Source organism: Planctomyces sp. SH-PL62, from assembly GCF_001610895.1.
Classification (GTDB): Bacteria; Planctomycetota; Planctomycetia; order Isosphaerales; family Isosphaeraceae; genus Paludisphaera.
The window spans coordinates 3,797,969-3,816,430 of sequence record NZ_CP011273.1 but is presented as its reverse complement, the minus strand read 5'-3'; the positions used below and the strand labels follow the sequence as shown (position 1 = coordinate 3,816,430).

Genomic DNA, 18,462 nt, shown 5'->3' with positions numbered 1-18,462 from the left:
GAGGCGAGGAGGCCCGATGCACATGCCTGCGCCGCAGATCGAGGCGTCCGTCTGGCGCGAGGACTTCCCCGCACGCGACGGGATCGTCGAGGCGATCGGCCCGCTCTCGGGCCGCAACCGAGTCGCGGCCGCATTCTACGACGGTCCGGAGTGGGCGCGGTTCCGCCCCTGGGAGCACGCCTTCCTCTCCCTCCAGGGGGGCCAGGAGCGGGCGAGGAGGCCGATCCTGGCGCACTTGCCGAAGGTCTCGGGCCGGCTCCTGGAGGTCGGCGTCGGCGACGGCGACAACCTGCCGTTCCTCGGCCCCGGCTGGGACGTTTACGCCGTCGACATCGCCCGATCGCGGCTGGAGGGCTGCCTCCGGCGGTTCCCCGCGCTCGCCGGCCGGCTCGCCTGGGCGGAGGCGGAACGACTCCCCTTCGCCGACGCTTCCTTCGACGCCTGCCTCTGCGTGGGCGGGTTCAACTATTTCGGGGAGCATGAGGCGGCGATCGGCGAGTTGCGGCGCGTGACTCGGCCGGGAGGCGTGATGGTCGTGGCCGACGAGGCCCCGTGGCTCCACCGCTGCGGCATCGGCCACCTGATCGGCCTGCCGAGCATCGACGCGGCCTGGCTCCGGCTCCTCGGGCTCGGTCCGGACTTCGTGGCCATGGTCCTCGCCCAGCGGATCGACCTCGGCTCGCTGTTCCCCGAACGGGGGGGCTGGCGGCGGACGACGATCTGGCGAGGGCTGGGATATTGCATGACGGGACGCTCATGATCGGTTCCAAAGGCTCCGCCCGGGAGGATGAAGATGGCCGTGGCCGCCAAGAATGAGACGGACGCCTGGCGAGGAGGACTCTGGCGGTGCGTGGCCTGCGGCGGGCCCGCCGAGATGGACGACGCGGCCGACGCCCTGCGCTGCCCCTCCTGCGGCGCGTCCTACCCGGTCGCCGACGACGTCCTGGTCGTCCGAGACCGGGTCGACGCCAACAACGAGGTCGCGAGGGCGTTCTACGACGGCCCGCTCTGGCCCAAATTCCGGTTCTGGGAGTGGTACACGTTCCTCTGCAACGGCGGCGAGCGGCGATCCCGGAACAAGGTGCTCCGCCATCTCCCGGCCGGGGAGGGTCTCAAGCTCCTGGACGTGGCCGTCGGCGACGGCGTCTACCTCCCGTGGCTCCCGGCGAGTTGGTCGGTGGTCGGGATCGACGTCTCGAAGGTCCAGCTCGCCAACTGCCGAAAGCGGGCCGAGGGCCGCGACGTGCGGCTCGTGCTCGGCGAGGCCGAGGATCTCCCGGTGCGAGACGGTGCCTTCGACGCCTGCCTGAGCATCGGCGCCTTCAACTACTTCAACGACCCCGAGAAGGCCCTGCGCGAGATGGCCCGGGCCGTGAAGCCGGGCGGGACGATCGTGATCTCCGACGAGATCCCGAACCTGACCGATCGCCTCTGGTTCCACAAGATCGGCCTCCCCGGCCTCGACCGCTACTTCGAGCGGTTGGTCACCAAGAACCTCGGCCCCGAGTTCACCGAGATGGTCGAGCGGCACAAAGCCCTGGACGTCCCGGCGATCGGCCGGAAGGTCCTGGCCGATTTCCGATATGAGCTGATCTGGATGAAGATGGGTTACGTCATGCACGGCACGGTGCCGCGCTGAGGCGACTCCGGCAACGAGGGCACGTCCCGATGGGACTCTCCATCTTCGTCCTGCGCAACATCCTCGGCCGCCCGTCGCGCACGATCCTGACCGTGGTCGGCCTCGGGGTCGGGATCGCGGCGGTCGTCATGCTGACCGGGATCTCCCGGGGATTCGAGCGCGCGATGACGGCGATCTACGACGCCCGGGGCATCGACCTGATCGTCGTCCGCGCGGGCATCAGCGACCAACTCTCCAGCAACCTCGACGAGAATCTCGGGGAGGTGATCCGCGAGATCCCCGGCGTGGGGGGCGTGGCCCGGTCCCTGATGGACTCCGTTTCGTTCGAGGAGTCGAATCTCGCCAGCGTCCTCGCCAACGGCTGGGAGCCGGGGGGGCTCCTGATGCGCGGGCTGCGGGTCGTGGACGGCCGGCTCCTGGAAGAGGGCGACGCTCGGTCGGTCCTCCTCGGCCGGGTCCTGGCCCTGAACCTGGGCAAGAAGGTCGGGGATTCGGCCTCGATCGCGGGGGAGCCGTTCCGGGTGGTCGGCGTCTACGAGAGCGACAGCCTGTTCGAGAACGGCGGGCTGGTGGTCCCCCTCCGCGAGTTGCAGCGGATGATGGGACGCGAGGGAATGGTGACCGGCCTGGTCGTGGCCGCGAAGCCGGGCGTCGATCCGAAGTCGCTCGGCGAGGCGATCGAGGGCCAGCTGGACGGCGTGGCCGCGGTGCCGGCGCGAGACTACGTCCAGGGCAACGTGCAACTCCGGCTGGCGAGGGCGATGGCCGTGGCGACGACCGGCGTGGCCGTCGCCCTGGGGTCGATCGGGCTCCTGAATACGATGGCGATGGCGGTCTTCGAACGGACCTCGGAGATCGGCCTGCTCCGGGCCCTGGGTTGGCGACGCCGGCGCATCATCCAGCTCCTGATGGGCGAGGCGGCGGCCATCGTCGGGCTTGGGGTCCTCGCCGGCTGGGCGATGGCGACGCTGGGGATGCGGGCGCTGATGCTCTCTCCGACGTCGCGCGGCTTCATCGACCCGAACTTGCCCGCGTACGCGTACGTGGCCGGTCTGGCGATGGGGGCCGTGCTAGGCCTGATGGGCGGCCTGTACCCGGCGATCCGGGCGTCCCGGCTGGAGCCCACGGAGGCCCTCCGTCATGAGTGAAATCGCCGCGGCCACGCCCCCCCTGCTCCGGGCCGAGGGCCTGAAGAAGACCTACCCCGACGGCGACGTGCGGGCCGTTCGCGGGTCTCGTTGTCGATCTCCGAGGGAGAGTTCGTCGCCGTCACCGGCCCTTCCGGCTGCGGCAAGAGCACCCTGCTTCACCTGCTCGGCGGGCTCGACAGGCCGGACGAGGGGGAAGTCTTCTTCCGCGGCGAGCCTCTCTCCCGGATCGACCTCGACGCCTTCCGGGCCCGCCGGCTGGGTTTCGTCTTCCAGTCGTTCCATCTCGTCCCCACGCTGACCGCCCTTGAGAACGTGCAGGTGCCCATGTTCGAGTCCGACCGCCCGCGCGGCGAGCGAGCAGCCCGCGCCCGGGCGCTGCTGGACGAGGTCGGATTGTCGCCGCGTGCGAAACACCTGCCCCGCCGGCTGTCGGTGGGCGAACGACAGCGCGTCGCGATCGCCCGGGCGCTGGCCAACGAGCCGACCTTGCTCCTGGCGGACGAGCCGACGGGCAATCTGGACTCGGCGACGCAGGCGGAGGTCCTCGAACTCCTGGCTCGGCTCCGCCGCGACCGGCGGCTCACGCTCCTGATCGTCACCCACGGGACCGACGTCGCCCGGGCCGCCGATCGCGTGATCGCGATGAAGGACGGCCGGATCGTGGAGGCGTGAGCGATCTCGCGGGGGCCTGATGAAGCACGGACGCGGGAGCCGAACCATGCCGTCGACGCGCGAGGGTCGAAAGACCATCCTGATCACCGGGGCCTCCTCGGGGCTCGGCGCCGCGATCGCGCGGACGGCCGCCCCGAGGGGCCATCGAATCGCCCTGGTCGCCCGCCGCGAGGGCTTGCTCGGCGACGTGGCCGAGGACGTGCGGGCGCTCGGCGGCGAGCCGCTCGTGCTGGCCGAGGACCTCGCGGCCCCGGATGCTCCCGAGAAGGTGGTCGCGGCGGTCGTCGACCGATTCGGCGGACTCGACGTCCTGGTGAATAACGCGGGGATCGGCCTGCCCCGCTACTATTCCGAGTGCGATCCCGAGGATCTCCGTGAACAGGCCGCGGTCAACTTCGTCGCGCCCATCGTCCTGACCCGGCACGCCCTGCCGTTCCTGATCGCCTCGCGTGGCTCCGTGATCAACATCGGCTCGGCGATCGCCGCCGTGGCGAATCCCATCCTCGGGGTCTACGGGGCCACCAAGGCGGGGCTCGCCTACTGGAACGACGCCCTGCGTCGCGAGCTGCGCGACCAGGGAGTCTCGGTCAGCCTCGTCGACCTGGGCCCTGTCTCGACGGAGTTTTTCGACGCGGTCCGACGCAGGACCGGTCCACGAGGGACGGCCCGCCCCCTTGGGGTGGCCCCCGCGCCGGACGCCCTCTACAACGCCATGCGCGACAGGCCCCCGGCGTTCATGACGACCGACGTCGATGCCGCCGCGCATCAGATCGTCGGTCTTCTGGACCGCCCCCGGAGTCGTCTCCGGACACCCCGCCGTATCGTGTGGCCTTTCCGGGCCCTGGGGGCGATGCTGCAATTCGCCCCCGCCCTCGCGGACATGGGCGTCGCCGCGATGATCCGCCGCGTACACCGCGAGGAGGCCCGCGCCGGAGTGCCACCCGACGCCGTCGACGCCACCTGCTCCCTGCCCCCCCATGAGCGACGGAGGGAAGGAGCCCACGAAAGTTGAGCGCGGAGAGAACTGTCTTGCATGGCTGCGATCGGCCAGGCCCCGGACGATCGACGGCCTGATCGGGGCGATGGGCGACGCCTTGCGCGCCGTCCGCCTGGCCGACGCGCCGGGCTGGTTCCCCCAATAGCGGATATCCAGCCCGCCGATCAACCGACACACGCTCGACGAGGCCTTCCTTTTCAGGGAGTGGTCGTCGATTCGCCGGCTGGCAGCTCCAGTTCCGCAACGACGGCCCGATGGTCGGAGGGGTACGGGCTGACGACGACATCGGCGGCCTCCTGCGATTCGCCGATGATCTGGGCGGCTTTCACCGCCGTGTTCGGCCGGTCAAAGCCGCCCACGAACACGAAGTCGATGCGATCGTGATGGTCCTTGGGGTCGCCGACCTTGGTCGTCGGCGTCCACGTCAAGCCGCGCGACTCGACCGGGTCGGGGTGGACGCTCCGGTAGGCGTCGACGAATCCCGCGTCCTCAACCGCCCTGGTCGACGGCCATTCCACTTTCAGAGGGCAAAGCTTGGCCTTCGTGGAGGCCTCCGTCCAATCCCTGTGGGACGGCTCGTTGAAATCGCCGGTGAGCACCATCGGCGCCCCTTCCTCGGCGACGGCCTTCACTTCCGCGAGCATCTCGGCGACCTGGCTCCCTCGCGATTCCCGGGCGAACCGGACCGCTTCGGCCTCCGTCGCAATGAATGGGGCGTCGCCGTAGGGAATTCCCAGCAGCTGGTAGGGCTGATAAGGGCTGTGGGCCAGGTGGACGTTGAAGGCGTACATCCACCGCCCCGAGGGCAACGCCAGCTTGACGCCCCACTTCTTCGGCGTGGAGGCGACGATCTCGAAACGGCTGATGATCCCCATCCTGCCGCCCTGGTCGAGATAGTGCCATCCCAGGCGCTCGGCGATCTCGGCGGCGCGATCGGGACGCGGCTGGCCTTCGGGTGCAAGCCCACCCGTCTCCTGGAGGCCGACGACGTCGGCTTGCGACCGCTTGATGACCTCGACCGTGCGGTCGAGAGGTTGCTTGCCCGTGTCGCCCCCATTCCAGAGGTTGAAGGTCAGCACGCGAACAGTCTCCGGCGCGTCCTCCGCGCCCTCGGCCTCGGTGGAGAGCCCAACCAGGCCGAAGCAGCAGGCCAGGGCGATCGCCAGAATTGATCCACGGAATTTGCGATGGTTTGCGACCTTCATCGTGCGGCTCCAAATCCAGCGTTTTCTGCAACGGGGCGTTCGATCGAAGCGAAGCACGAACGCCCGAGACGTCATCATGGCTGATTCGAGCACCGATTATCAGTCCTCGACGGGGCCTTCTCATCGACGGTTTGCCGTTCGCCGCGTCCCGGAAGGGATCACGGCGATCGCGCCGTCCTGAAAGCAGTCGAATCCTCGACCGCCGAGAAGGTTGGCGATGTGCAGCCGGACGGAACAAGCGACCGGAGGGTGGAAGTTCCTTCCTCGTTCCCGCATGATGAGGATGGCTTCGGTCGTCGCCGGATGACGAGCGACGCCGATTCCCCCCAGAGCGCCGCCGGGTTTTCCCGAAGCCAGGCCGCGATTTTCGAGGAAGACATGAGACGTGCCTTGATGCTCACGTGCTGGATGACGGCGGCGTCCGCGGCCTTCGGCCAGGAACCCGCGGTCGAGACGTCGACGGACCTCGTCGGTCGATGGCGGGACGACGTGATCGTCACGCCCGTGAATCAGATCCTCACGCCCTACGGCCGTCAGGTGGATCTGCCCGGGCTGCGTCCCCAGGCGCTCGCCCTGTCGCCGGACGGCAAGCGGCTGGTGGTCTCGGGGAAGACGAGCGAATTGCTCGTGATCGACGTCGACGAGGCGAAGGTCTTGCAACGGGTCGCCCTCCCGAGCGAGGAGCAGCAGGAACCGCCGACCGTGGTCTCGCCGAACATCCTCAAGCCGGACCGCTCCGGGCAGGTCAGCTACACCGGATTGAAGTTCTCGCACGACGGGAAGCGGATCTATCTGAGCAACGTGGACGGATCGATCAAGGTCTTCGCCGTGGCGGACGACGGCGCGATCCAGCCCACGCACGTCCTCCCCCTGCCAGCGGCGAACGCACCTCGACGCAAGGCGGAGATCCCCAGCGGACTGGCGCTTTCGGAAGACGACGCCCGGATCTACGTCTGCGGCAATCTTTCCAACAAGCTCCTGGAGATCAACACCGCCGACGGCGCCCTGCTCCGCTCCTGGGACGTGGGAGTCGCCCCGTACGACGTCGTCCTGGCGGGCGGCAAGGCGTTCGTCAGCAACTGGGGGGGCCGACGTCCCGGCCCCGGCGACCTGACCGGACCGGCCGGGCGGGGGACGGAGGTACGGGTCGATCCGGTGCGGCACATCGCCAGCGAAGGCTCGGTGAGCATCATCGACCTGGGAGCGAACCGCGTCTCGAACGAGCTGGCCACCGGCCTCCACGCCTCGGCGCTGGCCGTCTCGCCGGATCGCCGGTACGTCGTGTGCGCCAACGCGGGGAGCGACCACCTCAGCCTGATCGACGTGGCCGGGGAAGCGGTCGTCGAGACGGTCTGGACGAAGATCAAGCCGTCCGACCTGTTCGGGGCGTCGCCCAACGCGCTGGCGTTCGAGGACTCCGGCCGCAGGCTGTTCGTCGCCAACGGGACGCAGAACGCCGTCGCCGTCTTCCACTTCGATCCCGATGAGAAGGGGGACACGAAGCTCGAAGGTCTCATCCCCGCCGGGTGGTTCCCGGGCGCGATCGCTTACGACGCGAGCCGGAAGGCCCTTTGCGTGGCCAACATCAAGGGCCTGCCGTCCGTGCCGAAGACGCAGAAGGACGGGACCAAGGGGTTCAACTCGCACCATTACCAGGGTTCGGTGTCCCTGATGCCGCTCCCCTCGGCGGAAGACCTGCCCAAGCTCTCGGAGCGGGCCGCCAGGAACCTCCGGCGCGGCTCCATCGACCAGGCCGCACTGCCCCCCCGCGAGGGCCAGGCGCCGCGAGCCGTCCCCGAGCGGATCGGCGAGCCCAGCTTGATCGAGCACGTCGTCTACGTCATCAAGGAGAACCGGACCTACGACCAGGTCCTCGGGTCGCACCAGCGGGGCCGGGGCCGGGCCGATCTCTGCATCTTCGGACCGGACGTCACGCCGAACCAGTTCAAGCTGGTCGACGAGTTCGTCCTCCTGGACAACACGTACTGCGCCGGGATCTTGAGCGCGGACGGCCACCAGTGGAGCACGACGGCCTTCGGCACGGACTACATGGAGAAGAGCTTCGCCGGCTTCCCGCGGAGCTATCCCGACGGCATGGGGGAGGACGACAAGGACGCCCTCGCCTATTCTCCGGCCGGGTTCCTGTGGGACAACGCCGTCGCCCACAAGAAGACCATCCGAAACTACGGCGAGTTCATGGTTCCGAAGGTCCGCTGGCGTGACGAGGCGCGGAAGGGGACCCCCGACTACCTCGCCTGCTATCGCACCTGGAAGGGCGAATCCCAGGAAGTCGTCTTCGAGAGCGAGCCGGCGATCGAGTCCATCCGACCCTACTCCCCGACGGACTACGTCGGCTGGGAGATGGCGGTCCCCGACCAGTACCGCGCGGACTTTATCATCCGCGAACTCAAGGAATTCGAGGAGAAGGGCGAGTACCCGAGCCTGGTGATCATCTGCCTGCCCAACGACCACACCAGCGGCACGAGCGTCGGCAGCCCCACCCCGGCGTCCTGCATGGCGGACAACGACCTGGCGTTCGGTCGGATCGTCGAGGCGCTGAGCCATTCCCGGTTCTGGAACAAGATGGCCGTCTTCGCCATCGAGGACGACCCGCAGGCCGGCTGGGATCACGTCAGCGGCTATCGCACGACGGCCTACTGCGCCAGCCCCTACGCGAAGCGCAACGCGGTGGTCAGCACCCAGTACAACACGACGAGCATGATCCGCACGATCGAGCAGATCCTCGGCCTGCCGCCGATGAACCAGTTCGACGCCAGCGCGACGCCGATGTTCGACTGCTTCACCGACGAGCCCGACCCCACGCCGTTCGTCTCGGTCGCCAACCGCGTCCCCCTGGATCAGATGAATCCCGATCCCAAGGCGATCCGGGACCCCCACCTCCGTGAAGACGCCCTCCTCTCGGCCCAGCTCAATTTCCGAGAGGTCGACAAGGCGCCGGAGGACGTCCTCAATCGCATCCTCTGGCGGGCCCTCCGAGGCTCGGCGATCCCCTATCCGGAATGGGCGATCACGGCGGTCGTCGACGACGACGATGATTGAGCGCGTCGGGCGGGCGCACGGCCTTCCAGCCGAGCGCCCGCCCCCCCGCCTCCCCTTTGAATTGAACCGAAGCCGCCCGTCACCGCCCCTCCCGCCTCCCCCTTCCCAACCGTCGAGCAGGGCCTTCCCACGCTCCATCCCCTCGCGGGCCTCCTCGACGATCGTCTCGCAGACCAGGCGGCAGAGCCGCTCCACCAGCGGGTCGTCGAGCTTGTAGAAGACCTGCAACCCCTCCTTGCGGCGGGCGACGAAACCCGCGTCGGCCAGCATCTTGAGATGCTTCGAGACGTTGGCCTGATTCCTGGCGGTCTCCTCGACCACCTGAGAGACGTTCCGCTCCCCCGCCATCAGGGCGCGGAGGATCGCCAGCCGGGTCGGGTCCGCCAGCATGCGGAACTTCTCGGACATCAGGTCCAGGAACTCGTCGGGAATCGTGGCGGCCATGTCTTGACTAATCAACTGCAACGGAATATAGTTTCGTTGTCGACCGAGAATATTGTAGCACGGCGGCGGGCGAGGAAAAGCCGTCGCCGGCCGAATTTCGGCAGGGGGGTCGTGGCCGGTCAGCCATGCAGCCCGAGGCCGGAGGGAGAGGTTCATGAGCGTCGCGACGATCACGCCCGGGGAGCTTGAAGAACTGCGACGGCAGGGGCGGGCCGTCGATCTGATCGATGTGCGGACTCCGGTCGAGTTTCGGGAGGTGCACGCGGAAGCCGCGCGATCCGTCCCCCTGGACGGGCTCGACCCCGGCGCCGTGATGGGGGCCCGGAACGGATCGAAGAAGGGGCCGCTCTATGTGATCTGCCGCTCGGGGAGCCGGGCGAGGCGGGCGTGCGAGGCGTTTCACGCCGCCGGATACCCCGACGTCGTGAATGTGGAGGGGGGGACGTTGGCCTGGGAGCAGGCCGGACTCCCCGTGGTCCGCGGGGCGAAGGCGATGTCGCTGGAGCGTCAGGTGCGGATCGCGGCCGGTTCCCTGGTCGTGCTGGGCACGGCGCTGGGGGCCTTCGTGCATCCGGCGTTCCTTGGGCTTTCCGGGTTCGTCGGGGCGGGGCTGGTCTTCGCCGGGATCACGGACACCTGCGGCATGGGGATGATGCTGGCCCGAATGCCCTGGAACCGGGGCGGCCCGGAGGCCCCGACGTGCACCCGCTGATCGGCGGACTGCTCCTATTCGCCGCGTCGGAGCCGACCGGAGGGATCCGCGCCGCGATGGGGCTTGCCTTCGGCGCCGTCGTGGGCTTCTCGCTGGGCCTGACCGGCGGCGGCGGGTCGATCTTCGCCGTACCGCTCCTGGTTTACGGCCTGTCGACCCGGCCCCGAGAAGCGATCGGCGTCTCGCTGGCGGCGGTCGGCGCGACGGCCCTGGTGGGCGGCCTGAGGCGGCTGTCTCGGGGCGAGGTCGAAGTCCGGACCGGATTGCTCGTCGCCGGAATGGCCGGGGCGCCGGTGGGCTCCTGGCTCGGCGGGCTCGTGCCCGAGGGGGTGCTCCTGGTCCTGTTCGCCGCGTTGATGCTGGCCGTCGCCGCGCGGATGTGGCGGCAGGCGTCGCGGCGGCCGGAAGAGACGCGAGCGGTCCGCGCCCCCTCCTCCGGGCCGGCCGACGACCGTGGGCCGTCGTGTCGCCGCGACCCGGAAGGTCGGCTGACCCTGACGTCTCGGTGCTTCGTCGTGCTGGCGGCCGCCGGGCTGACGACGGGGGCGCTGTCGGGCCTGTTCGGCGTCGGCGGCGGATTCGTGATCGTCCCCGCGCTCGTGCTCGTCGCCGGGATGGGCATCCATCGAGCCGTCGCGACTTCCTTGCTGGTCATCGCGCTGGTGAGCGCCTCGGCCGTGGCGTCTTACGTCGCCGCGGGCCGACCGCTGCCTCCGACCCTGACGGCCCTTTTCGTGGCGGGGGGGATCGCCGGGATGGAGATCGGGACTCTGGCGGGCCGCCGCCTGGCCGGTCCGGGCCTCCAAAAGCTCTTCGCCTCGGCGATGGTCGCCGTGGCCGCATTCATCATCCTCAAGAGCCTCGTCTGAGGCTGGAGGCTCGCCTTGTTCTTCCACCAGCGGTTCGTGCCCGGCCTGGCGATCTACAGCTACATGGTCGGCGACGAGAAGACCAAGCAGTGCGCCGTCATTGACCCGACCCGGGACGTCGACGATTTCCTGGAGATCGCCAAGCGGGAGGGGCTGAGGATCACCCACGTCCTGGAGACGCACGTCCACGCCGATTTCGTCAGCGGCTCCGTCGAGCTGAAGGCCCGGCTGGGGGACGAGGTGCAGGTCGTGGTCTCCGGCATGGGGGGCGCGGAATGGACCCCGCCGTACGCCGATCGGGTCGTGAGCGACGGCGACGAGATCGCCCTGGGCTCGCTGCGGCTCAAGGCGGTTCACACGCCGGGGCATACCTATGAGCACGTTTCCTGGATGCTCTTCGACGACGCCCGCAGCCGGGAGGTCCCCTGGCTGATCTTCACCGGGGATTTCCTCTTCGTCGGCGACGTGGGCCGTCCCGATCTGCTGGGCGAGGAGGCCCGCAAGCAGCTGGCCCATCAACTCTACGAGAGCGTCTTCGGCGTCCTGCCGGGGCTCGACGACTTCACCGAGATCTTCCCCGGCCACGGAGCCGGGTCGCTCTGCGGCAAGGCCATCGGCTCGCGCGGGAGTTCCAGCATGGGCTACGAGCGACGGTTCAGCGACGCGCTCCAGCCGAGCGACGAGCCCGCGTGGGTCGCGTCGCTCCTCAAGGGGATGCCGATCGCGCCGCCGTACTTCCGCCGCATGAAGAAGGTCAACGCCGAGGGCCCCAAGGTCCTCGGCCCCGAACTCCCCGGCCGCAGGCGATTCACGGCGAAGGAGGTCCACGAGCGGATTTGCGAGCATTGCCTGGTCCTGGACGTCCGCACCAAGGAGGCGTTCGCCGCCGCCCACATCCCCGGCTCGGTCAACATCCCGCTGGGCCGCAACCTCCCCACCTGGGCGGGCTGGGTCCTGCCGTACGACCGCCCGATCCTGATCGTGACGGACGACCCCGGCGAAGTCCCCGAGGTGGTCAAGCACCTGTTGCGCGTCGGCTTCGACGACGTGCAGGGCTACCTCGAAGGCGGGCTGGCCGACTGGGAGTCGCACGGCTTCGAGCTGGGCCGCCTGGCGACGGCCTCCGTCCACGACCTCGCCGCCCAGCTGGAGGGCGGCTCGGAACGGCCGTTCGTGCTCGACGTCCGCACCGACTCCGAGTGGGACGCCGGGCGCATCGAGGGGGCCCACCACATCCACGGCGGGACGCTGGAAGAGCGGTACGCCGAGGTCCCGCGCGATCGACGGGTGGCGGTGGTCTGCGGCACCGGCTACCGGGCGTCGATCGCGTCGTCCTTCCTCAAGCGCGAGGGCTATGAGGACGTCACCAACATCCTGGGCGGGATGTCCGCCTGGAAGGCCGCCGGATTGCCGACGACGAAGGCTTGAGGCGTGAAATCGCCAGGAGCGCCCCGGCCCTCAGCGATCGCCCTCGGCGTCGCGCGGGCCGGCCTCCAGGGAGCCGAGTTCGCCCCGTTGGCCGTCGTGGAAGACGTCGATCTGGAGCGCGACCGAGGGGGCCTCGGCGGATCGGGCCGGGCGGCAGACCACGACGTAAGACTCGCCGGCGACCCGAAACGTCTTCCCCGCCAGATCGACGATCAGGGCCGTCCCCTCGTCGATCGCCACCCCGGCCGTCAGGTCGGGGCGCTCGCCCAGGACGCCGAGGAGTCGGTTGATGCGGCTGCGACGCAGCGCGTGCTGGTCGACGACGACGGGAATGGGAAGGAACCCGAAGCCGGTCCCGAGGGTCGCCTTCTCGGCCCCGCCGGTGATCATCACCCGGGACATGACGGCCGCCCCCGCCGAGGTCCCGCCGATCACGCCCCCGCGATCGAGCAAGCGGCGGAACGCGGCCTCGGTCGCCGTTCCCAGGTAGGCGTCCGTGATCCGGGACTGATCGCCGCCGCTGAACCAGACGCCGTCGGCCTGGTCGACCTGGCCCACGAACCCTGCTTCCTCGGCCATGGTCCGCGAACGGGTGTGGAGCAGCTTCACCGAAGCCACGCCCTGCTTCCGCCAGGGCTCCAGGAACTCGTCCAGCTCCGGGCCGGTGGCGTCGGCATCCTCGCTCGCGGTGGGGACGACGACGATCCGCGCCTGGGCCCCGCCCGCCAGTTCGACGAATCGGGCGCGGACCGAATCAGGCAGCCCACCGCCGCCGCAGATGACAAGCGAGCCCGCCCTGGGAGCTTCCTCCGCGCCAACACCCCCGATCGGTAGGAAGGCGGTCAGCAAGACGGCCAGGAGGCTCCGCCACCGAACGACGTTGCGAATCCAGGCCATGCGCGGGTCCTTGACATCCGAGGGTCCACGATGAGGTCAAAGGCCGCCGTCTCACGGCGAGTCCGACCCTGGCCGTTGGGAGGCGCGGCGGGTCCGGAGATTCGATCAGGGCGCCTGTCCTGCGGTTATATCGCCTGGCGGACGGCCCCGCAAGAATGCGAGAAGCCTTCGGAGGGATGGGCGCATGAAGAAAGGCCGCCGAACTTGTCGGCGACCCCTTCATGATGAACGATCGCGAATCGCGTCGAAAAGGCGCCGCCGAGATTCGAACTCGGGGTGGAGGTTTTGCAGACCTCTGCCTTACCACTTGGCTACGGCGCCGTCGGCGTCGGGAGGGTGGGATCACCGGCTCCCTTCGCAAGGGCTCTAAATTACCCGAGCCTCGCCCGGAGGGCAAGCGCACTTGGCGTCCGGTTTGGACGAGGTCGCCCGCGCGACCGGAAAAATCGATCGAAATCATCGAACGCCGGGATCCTTGCCCAGGCGCACGAGTTCCGCAGCGAGCATGTCACGCTGGTCGGGGAGAAGGCCCGTCGCGGCCAGTCGATCCCGCGCCTCGGCGAGTCGGCGGCGAAACAGCCCCAGGCGGAGCGCGGGATCGGCCTCGGCGGCGGCGGCGACGCGGCGGGTGAGCCGACCGGGGAACGGCGAACCCGGCGGCCAGGGACCGACGGCCAGGCGGAACCAGAGGTCGAGGACTTCGCGGAACTCCCCCGCTCGTTCCAGTGAGGCGACCCGCCCCAGGGCCGTCGTCTCGATCGCCCGCCAGACGACCGGCGAGCGGTCGCGGGGCCGGAGTTTCAGATAATGATCGAGCAGTCCCGCTCCGTCGCCGGCTGCGAGGAATCGGTCGATCAGGAGTGCGTCGAGGGTCGCGATCCGGGGGCCGTCGAGCCGGGAGCGATCGAGGGCCGTCAGGACCTGGAGCACGTCCTCCGCGCGTCCGCCCGCCCCGGGCCCGGGCTCATCGCGGGCCAGGGAGAGCAAGACGGCGTCGTGACACCAGTCGAGGAGTTCGGGCGCTTTCGAGGCGTCTGGGCGGTCTCGAGGCGCGAGCGGGGTCGCCACGATCCCGGGCCCTTTCGGTAGGAACGGGTCGCTCGCTTCGGGCGTGGTCCTCTCCGGCCGGAAGGCGGCGGAGAGCGGTGAGACACAGTAGAGCGGGTCGCCGAGGTAGACCAGCCGCCAGGGCTGCCCGAACGCCTCGTAAGGCCCTTGGCGGCACGCCGCGCCCAGCGGGATCTCGGCGGAGAGCATTTGCGCGAGCAGATAGGGGGTCCGAAAGGCGGTCAGATACGGCTCGTTCATCGACCCGAAGTAGGCGAACGTCCCACGCTCCAGGAATCGGCCGGCGATGGTGGAAGGGTCGGTCGGATCGGCCGCCGAGAAGCTGTGGATCATCGAGACGATGCGGGGAGGGCCGAAGGGGACGTCGGCCGCCAGGCCGGGCCCGCCCGCGATCGAGAACTCCCCCGGGTCTCCGGAAGAGTTCATCGCCAGGAAGTCGCAGCGATCGAGCGAACGAAAGGTCTCCCGCCAGGCCGCGAGGTCGGCCGCCGCGCCGGCCCGCGACGCCGACGCGCCGGCGGCGGGCCGAATCAGCCGCCAGACGGCGGCGGCGCCTGTCGCGTCGTAATCCGACCAGATCGGCCCCCCGGAGTAGGTGTTCCAGAACAGGGCCGATTCCGGCTGGAGGAACAGGGAGCCCATGGCGCGCGAGACGGAGGCGGCGGGGTCGCCCAGGAGTCTGCCCGCGTAAGCCCAGCGCAGTCGAGCCCTGTCCAGGTCGGGCCTCTCATCGGGAAGGACCCGACCGACAAGGTCGTCGAGCGCGCGATCGCCGATCGCGATCCCCTCGCCGCGTTCGGAGCGGTAGCGGTACGGCCAGTCGCCGGCCAGGGTGAGGAAATCGACGTCGTCTCCGAGCTTCTTGTAGGACGGTGCGAGCGTGTCGAGACGCCCTTCGATTCGACGCGCGAAGGCCACGGCCTGCTCCTCGGTCGCCACATCCCCGAAACGCAGGAGCTTCGACGTCCCTCCCGGCTTCGCCTCCGCCACAATCGGCCCCAGCCTGGAGAGGGGCTGGAAGCGTCCGGCGGCGAGTGCCACCGCGCCGGCCAGGGCGGGGCTCTCGGGATGGCTGAACACGACGCCGGGGGGCGTCTCGCCGAGCCCTCGCGGGGGCGAGCCGGAGGGGGGAACGTCGGTCGATTCGGGGTCGTTCCCGACCCAGGATCGGCCCACGGCCTCCTGGGCCGCGCGCCAGTCCTCGAAGGGCCCCTGCCCTCGCGATCGGCCCGGGGACCGAAACCGGACGATCCGCGACGGCCGGAAGGCGCGCAGGAAGGGGAGCGTCCAGGCCGGGTCGTCGATCAGGACCGGGAAGCAGGCCCGGTCGTCCCAGGCGGCCACGGCCTCCAGGAAGCTCGGCACGTCGGCCGCGAGGACCACCTGGTCCACGACCGTCCGCTCGGGGCCGCGCGCCGTCCGCCACCGCGACGCCGCTTCCAGCAGGTGCCGGAGCCTCGGGTCGTCCAGGGTTTCGATGGGGGCGGACGATTGCAGGACGGCCGGGTCCAGCCCCAGATCCTCGTCTCCGGCCGCGACGGACTCGGCGGGCCTCGGCGACCGCGAGCAGGCGAGGTTCAAGGCGACGACGACCAGGAAGAGGGTCGCGGCCATCGGGAGCGTGCGGCGCACGGCCAGGGGGATTCGCATCGCGCCTCGTCCGGTTCCGGGAAAGGGGGCGTGGTCCGAGACGGGCGCGAGCCCCCCGCGCCGCCGTTCGGGTGGAGCCCGCCTTCTTCAACCGTTATACTGGCGAGGTCGAGGGTGCTCAAACCCTCCCTGGCTCGAACGGCCGCGCCTTCGGGCGAAATCGGCCGCGGACGACGAGGCTCGTCGAGGTTCGGGAACGGTCCCGAGCCTCGGTCCCTCCGCGCCCGCATGGAATCGGAAACTGCGAAGGAAGAAAGGGCCCCCCATGAAACGAGGCGGCATTCTCAATCCCGCGATTTGCTCGCTTCTCGCCGAACTGGGCCACACGGACGAACTGCTGATCGTGGACGCCGCCTATCCGCTCCCCAGCGACGCCCACGTGATCGACCTGACGCTCACCCCGGGCATCCCCAGGCTGCTGGACGTCCTCCGGGCCGTCGCCGAGGAATTGGTCCTCGACGCGATCGCCGTCCCGGTCGAGATCAAGGACCACAGCCCGAGGCTCTACCAGGAGATCCTCAAGTGCGTCGGCGACGTCGACGTCGACGAGATCCCTTACCACGAGTTCAAGGAACAATCGGTCGACGTGAAGGGAATCATCCGCACGGCCGAGTTCAGCCCCTACGCCAGCGTCCGGGTCGTCGCCGGCAGCGCGTACTGACGCCGGCCGATCGACTTGCGGCGCCGGGCCGTTCTCAAGGGGGTCGCCGTCGTCGGCGGCCCTCCCCCGCCCCACGGATCCAGGCGACTCCGCTCGCTCCAGATCTGCTAATTCAGCGGTCGGTCCACCACAATCCGACCAGACTCGCGGCGGGCCATGCCTGCGCCCGCGTAGAACGTCGCGGCCGGGCCGAAGCGGTCCCAGAGCAAGCCGGCGAGGACGCTGGCGTGACGCATCGCGATTCCGCAGATCAGGTTGAACACGCCGAAGGCGGTGCCGCGCAACTCGGCGATGGTGAAATCCGCGATCAGCGCCGCGAACAAACCCTGGAAAGGACGCCTCCCAGGTCATAGGCTCGGGTTGGAGAACTCTCGCAGCGGCAGCGTCACCGGGACCTGGTGGCGCGAGCTGCGTGCGACGGCCTCGGTGAACTGCATATAGCGGACCCCGGTGGCGAAGTCGGTGTGCGTGACCGGCCGCTCCTCGCGGATCGCGGCGATGAAATCGGCCTCGACGCGCCAGCCGCCGCGACGCTCCTTCGGGATCGCCAGGACGCGAGGGGCCTCCTGCCCGCGGCGGATACCGCGGATCTCCTCCTTGACGAAATCGTAAAAGAGCGAGCCCTCCGAGCCGTGCAGGGCCACGCTCATCGACCGTCCGCCCCCGATCACCGCGCTGAGGCGGTAGATCCCGACCGAGTCGTCCTCGTGCGTCGTCAGCACCTGGACGCTGTCCGGCGTGCCGACCGCCTTGCGCTTGCCGGTGTCCGGGTCGAACCGCTCCGGGACCAGTTTCGAGGCGTAGGCCAGGACCCGGGTCGCCGGGGCGACCCAGCGCAGGACCGTCTCGTACAGGACCCCCAGGTTCAGCATGTTGAAGCCCGAGTAGCGGGTCTTCTGCCGCCATCCCAGGGGGGTCTCCGGGTCGGCCAGGTCGTCGGTGAGGCCGTCGACGTGGACCTCGCGCAGCGTCCCGAGGAAGCCGCCGGCGATCAGCGAGCGAATGAAGCCCTCGCCGACCAGGCCGTAAGGGCTGGGGGCGATCATCGCGACCTGCCCCGGGGCCTCTCGCGAGCGGTCGTACATGCGCTGGGCCTCGCGCGCGTTCATCGCCATCCGGGCCTGGGTCAGCACGTGCTTGCCGGCGTCGAGCGCGGCGAGCGTGACCGGGCAGTGGAGGTAGGGCCAGGCCCCGATCAGGACCGCGTCGACGTCCGGGTCCTGGATGACGTCCTCCCAGCTCCCGTACGTCTTGGGGATGCCCAGCTCGCGCGCCGCCCGCGCCGAGGAATCGCGGCGGCGGTTGCACACGCCGACCAGCTCGACCCCCCGGATCGCCCGGAAACCGGGGACGTGGCGGGACCGCACGATCCCCCCCGCCCCGACGACGCCGATTCGAACCGTCCCCCGCGGCATGAAATCCATCCCATTTCCGTAAGGACCGGAAGCTCGACCGTATACCCCTCGGGCGGACGCAGGCCCGCCCGGGGGGGGTTCCCGGGGATCGTCAGAATGCAATCGGCAGGCCCAGGCTTCGCCGGACGGCGACGAACTGGCCGGCGTGCAGGATCGGGTGCGTGCCGGCCAGGTGCAGCAACTTGCCGACCGTGGGGGCGAAAGGCGGGAACTTCCCGGGCTCCTCGCGGTCCAGCTCTTCGTCGGGGATGGAGTCGATCACGGCCAGGGTCGCCTCGCGCTGGGCCTTCCAGAGCGACAGGTACTCGTCGGGGCCGAGGAATTTCGAGGCGTCGTCCTCGCCCGTGTTCTTGGTCGAGTAGGTCTCCTCGAAGCCCTCCGGCAGCGCGGGCGAGGAACCCGGCCGGATCATCTCGACCATCATCCGCTCGCCGGCGACCAGATGGCCGAGCTGCCAGGCGATGTGGTTCATCCCGGGTACCGCGCGGATCAGCAGGTCGGCCCGGCTCAGCCCCTTGAGGTAGCTCCCCATGATCATGTCGGAGGAGGCGTATGCGCTGCGGATCAAATCCTTGGTCGTCATGAATTTCGGTT

At 69.7% G+C, this 18,462-nt stretch carries 16 protein-coding genes, 1 tRNA gene and 1 pseudogene; 10 read left to right on the top strand and 8 right to left on the bottom strand.

What is annotated here, in order from left to right:
- Window positions 1-16: 16 nt before the first annotated feature.
- The 5 genes from VT85_RS14865 to VT85_RS14845 all read left to right on the top strand — a co-directional run bounded on the left by VT85_RS14865 (window position 17) and on the right by VT85_RS14845 (window position 4,474).
- Window positions 17-760, top strand: a complete 744-nt coding sequence (locus tag VT85_RS14865; RefSeq protein ID WP_082858616.1) for a class I SAM-dependent methyltransferase — start codon at window positions 17-19, stop codon at window positions 758-760.
- 33 nt (window positions 761-793) lie between these two features.
- Entirely contained in the window at window positions 794-1,639 is an 846-nt protein-coding gene (locus VT85_RS14860) for a class I SAM-dependent methyltransferase (RefSeq protein ID WP_082858986.1), read from the top strand.
- A 29-nt stretch (window positions 1,640-1,668) separates the two neighbouring features.
- Window positions 1,669-2,787: an ABC transporter permease gene (locus VT85_RS14855; RefSeq protein ID WP_068416681.1), complete on the top strand. Its 1,119-nt coding sequence runs from the start codon at window positions 1,669-1,671 to the stop codon at window positions 2,785-2,787.
- Window positions 2,788-2,877: 90 nt separating this feature from the next.
- Window positions 2,878-3,462 carry an ABC transporter ATP-binding protein gene (locus tag VT85_RS14850; protein WP_197490729.1) on the top strand — a complete coding sequence of 195 codons (585 nt, stop codon included), beginning with the start codon at window positions 2,878-2,880 and terminating at the stop codon, window positions 3,460-3,462.
- 46 nt (window positions 3,463-3,508) lie between these two features.
- Window positions 3,509-4,474, top strand: coding sequence for an SDR family NAD(P)-dependent oxidoreductase (locus tag VT85_RS14845; RefSeq protein WP_068416678.1), 966 nt, complete (start codon window positions 3,509-3,511; stop codon window positions 4,472-4,474).
- 182 nt (window positions 4,475-4,656) lie between these two features.
- Here VT85_RS14845 and VT85_RS14840 read toward each other — a convergent pair whose 3' ends face one another.
- Window positions 4,657-5,664: an endonuclease/exonuclease/phosphatase family protein gene (locus VT85_RS14840; RefSeq protein ID WP_068416675.1), complete on the bottom strand. Its 1,008-nt coding sequence runs from the start codon at window positions 5,662-5,664 to the stop codon at window positions 4,657-4,659.
- A 378-nt stretch (window positions 5,665-6,042) separates the two neighbouring features.
- On the opposite strand from VT85_RS14840, the gene VT85_RS14835 reads away from it, so the two are divergent.
- Window positions 6,043-8,724, top strand: coding sequence for a beta-propeller fold lactonase family protein (locus VT85_RS14835; protein ID WP_068422065.1), 2,682 nt, complete (start codon window positions 6,043-6,045; stop codon window positions 8,722-8,724).
- Between the two features lie 195 nt (window positions 8,725-8,919).
- Here VT85_RS14835 and VT85_RS30025 read toward each other — a convergent pair.
- Window positions 8,920-9,132: pseudogene (locus VT85_RS30025) on the bottom strand (ArsR/SmtB family transcription factor); the annotation flags it as partial.
- Between the two features lie 190 nt (window positions 9,133-9,322).
- Between VT85_RS30025 and VT85_RS14830 the strand changes: the two are divergent.
- From VT85_RS14830 to VT85_RS14820, 3 genes are read left to right on the top strand one after another with little or no spacing between them, the layout of a single operon-like run.
- Entirely contained in the window at window positions 9,323-9,880 is a 558-nt protein-coding gene (locus VT85_RS14830) for a rhodanese-like domain-containing protein (protein ID WP_068416672.1), read from the top strand.
- The gene (locus VT85_RS14825) at window positions 9,868-10,749 is read left to right on the top strand and encodes a sulfite exporter TauE/SafE family protein (protein ID WP_197490728.1); all 882 of its coding nucleotides are present in this window, start codon (window positions 9,868-9,870) and stop codon (window positions 10,747-10,749) included. Before VT85_RS14830 ends, VT85_RS14825 begins: the two co-directional genes overlap by 13 nt.
- Window positions 10,750-10,764: 15 nt before the next feature.
- Window positions 10,765-12,177, top strand: coding sequence for an MBL fold metallo-hydrolase (locus VT85_RS14820; RefSeq protein WP_082858614.1), 1,413 nt, complete (start codon window positions 10,765-10,767; stop codon window positions 12,175-12,177).
- Between the two features lie 30 nt (window positions 12,178-12,207).
- Here VT85_RS14820 and VT85_RS14815 read toward each other — a convergent pair whose 3' ends face one another.
- The 3 genes from VT85_RS14815 to VT85_RS14805 all read right to left on the bottom strand — a co-directional run bounded on the left by VT85_RS14815 (window position 12,208) and on the right by VT85_RS14805 (window position 15,792).
- Window positions 12,208-13,074 carry a cyanophycinase gene (locus VT85_RS14815; RefSeq protein WP_068416668.1) on the bottom strand — a complete coding sequence of 289 codons (867 nt, stop codon included), beginning with the start codon at window positions 13,072-13,074 and terminating at the stop codon, window positions 12,208-12,210.
- Window positions 13,075-13,324: 250 nt separating this feature from the next.
- A tRNA-Cys gene (locus VT85_RS14810) sits at window positions 13,325-13,395 on the bottom strand.
- Between the two features lie 135 nt (window positions 13,396-13,530).
- The gene (locus VT85_RS14805) at window positions 13,531-15,792 is read right to left on the bottom strand and encodes a hypothetical protein (protein WP_068416663.1); all 2,262 of its coding nucleotides are present in this window, start codon (window positions 15,790-15,792) and stop codon (window positions 13,531-13,533) included.
- Between the two features lie 265 nt (window positions 15,793-16,057).
- Here VT85_RS14805 and rbsD point away from each other — a divergent pair, with 265 nt between their 5' ends.
- On the top strand, window positions 16,058-16,453 hold the full coding sequence (rbsD, locus tag VT85_RS14800) for a D-ribose pyranase (RefSeq protein WP_068416660.1): 396 nt from the start codon (window positions 16,058-16,060) through the stop codon (window positions 16,451-16,453).
- Between the two features lie 107 nt (window positions 16,454-16,560).
- Here the strand turns inward: rbsD and VT85_RS14795 are convergent, their stop codons facing one another.
- From VT85_RS14795 to VT85_RS14785, 3 genes are all read right to left on the bottom strand, one after another.
- On the bottom strand, window positions 16,561-16,776 hold the full coding sequence (locus tag VT85_RS14795; protein WP_068416656.1) for a hypothetical protein: 216 nt from the start codon (window positions 16,774-16,776) through the stop codon (window positions 16,561-16,563).
- A 24-nt stretch (window positions 16,777-16,800) separates the two neighbouring features.
- Complete coding sequence (locus tag VT85_RS14790; protein WP_197490726.1) at window positions 16,801-17,877, bottom strand: Gfo/Idh/MocA family protein; 1,077 nt, start codon at window positions 17,875-17,877, stop codon at window positions 16,801-16,803.
- Window positions 17,878-17,959: 82 nt separating this feature from the next.
- The gene (locus VT85_RS14785; protein WP_068416653.1) at window positions 17,960-18,451 is read right to left on the bottom strand and encodes a DinB family protein; all 492 of its coding nucleotides are present in this window, start codon (window positions 18,449-18,451) and stop codon (window positions 17,960-17,962) included.
- Window positions 18,452-18,462: the final 11 nt, after the last annotated feature.

Excerpts from the sequence above, each read along its gene's own strand:
- VT85_RS14830 (WP_068416672.1), top strand. The coding sequence starts at position 9,323 with ATGAGCGTCGCGACGATCACGCCCGGGGAGCTTGAAGAACTGCGACGG.
- VT85_RS14840 (WP_068416675.1), bottom strand. The coding sequence starts at position 5,664 with ATGAAGGTCGCAAACCATCGCAAATTCCGTGGATCAATTCTGGCGATC.
- rbsD (WP_068416660.1), top strand. The coding sequence starts at position 16,058 with ATGAAACGAGGCGGCATTCTCAATCCCGCGATTTGCTCGCTTCTCGCC.
- VT85_RS14785 (WP_068416653.1), bottom strand. The coding sequence starts at position 18,451 with ATGACGACCAAGGATTTGATCCGCAGCGCATACGCCTCCTCCGACATG.
- VT85_RS14865 (WP_082858616.1), top strand. The coding sequence starts at position 17 with ATGCACATGCCTGCGCCGCAGATCGAGGCGTCCGTCTGGCGCGAGGAC.
- VT85_RS14790 (WP_197490726.1), bottom strand. The coding sequence starts at position 17,877 with ATGGATTTCATGCCGCGGGGGACGGTTCGAATCGGCGTCGTCGGGGCG.
- VT85_RS14835 (WP_068422065.1), top strand. The coding sequence starts at position 6,043 with ATGAGACGTGCCTTGATGCTCACGTGCTGGATGACGGCGGCGTCCGCG.
- VT85_RS14860 (WP_082858986.1), top strand. The coding sequence starts at position 794 with ATGGCCGTGGCCGCCAAGAATGAGACGGACGCCTGGCGAGGAGGACTC.
- VT85_RS14805 (WP_068416663.1), bottom strand. The coding sequence starts at position 15,792 with ATGCGAATCCCCCTGGCCGTGCGCCGCACGCTCCCGATGGCCGCGACC.
- VT85_RS14815 (WP_068416668.1), bottom strand. The coding sequence starts at position 13,074 with ATGGCCTGGATTCGCAACGTCGTTCGGTGGCGGAGCCTCCTGGCCGTC.
- VT85_RS14845 (WP_068416678.1), top strand. The coding sequence starts at position 3,509 with ATGCCGTCGACGCGCGAGGGTCGAAAGACCATCCTGATCACCGGGGCC.
- VT85_RS14855 (WP_068416681.1), top strand. The coding sequence starts at position 1,669 with ATGGGACTCTCCATCTTCGTCCTGCGCAACATCCTCGGCCGCCCGTCG.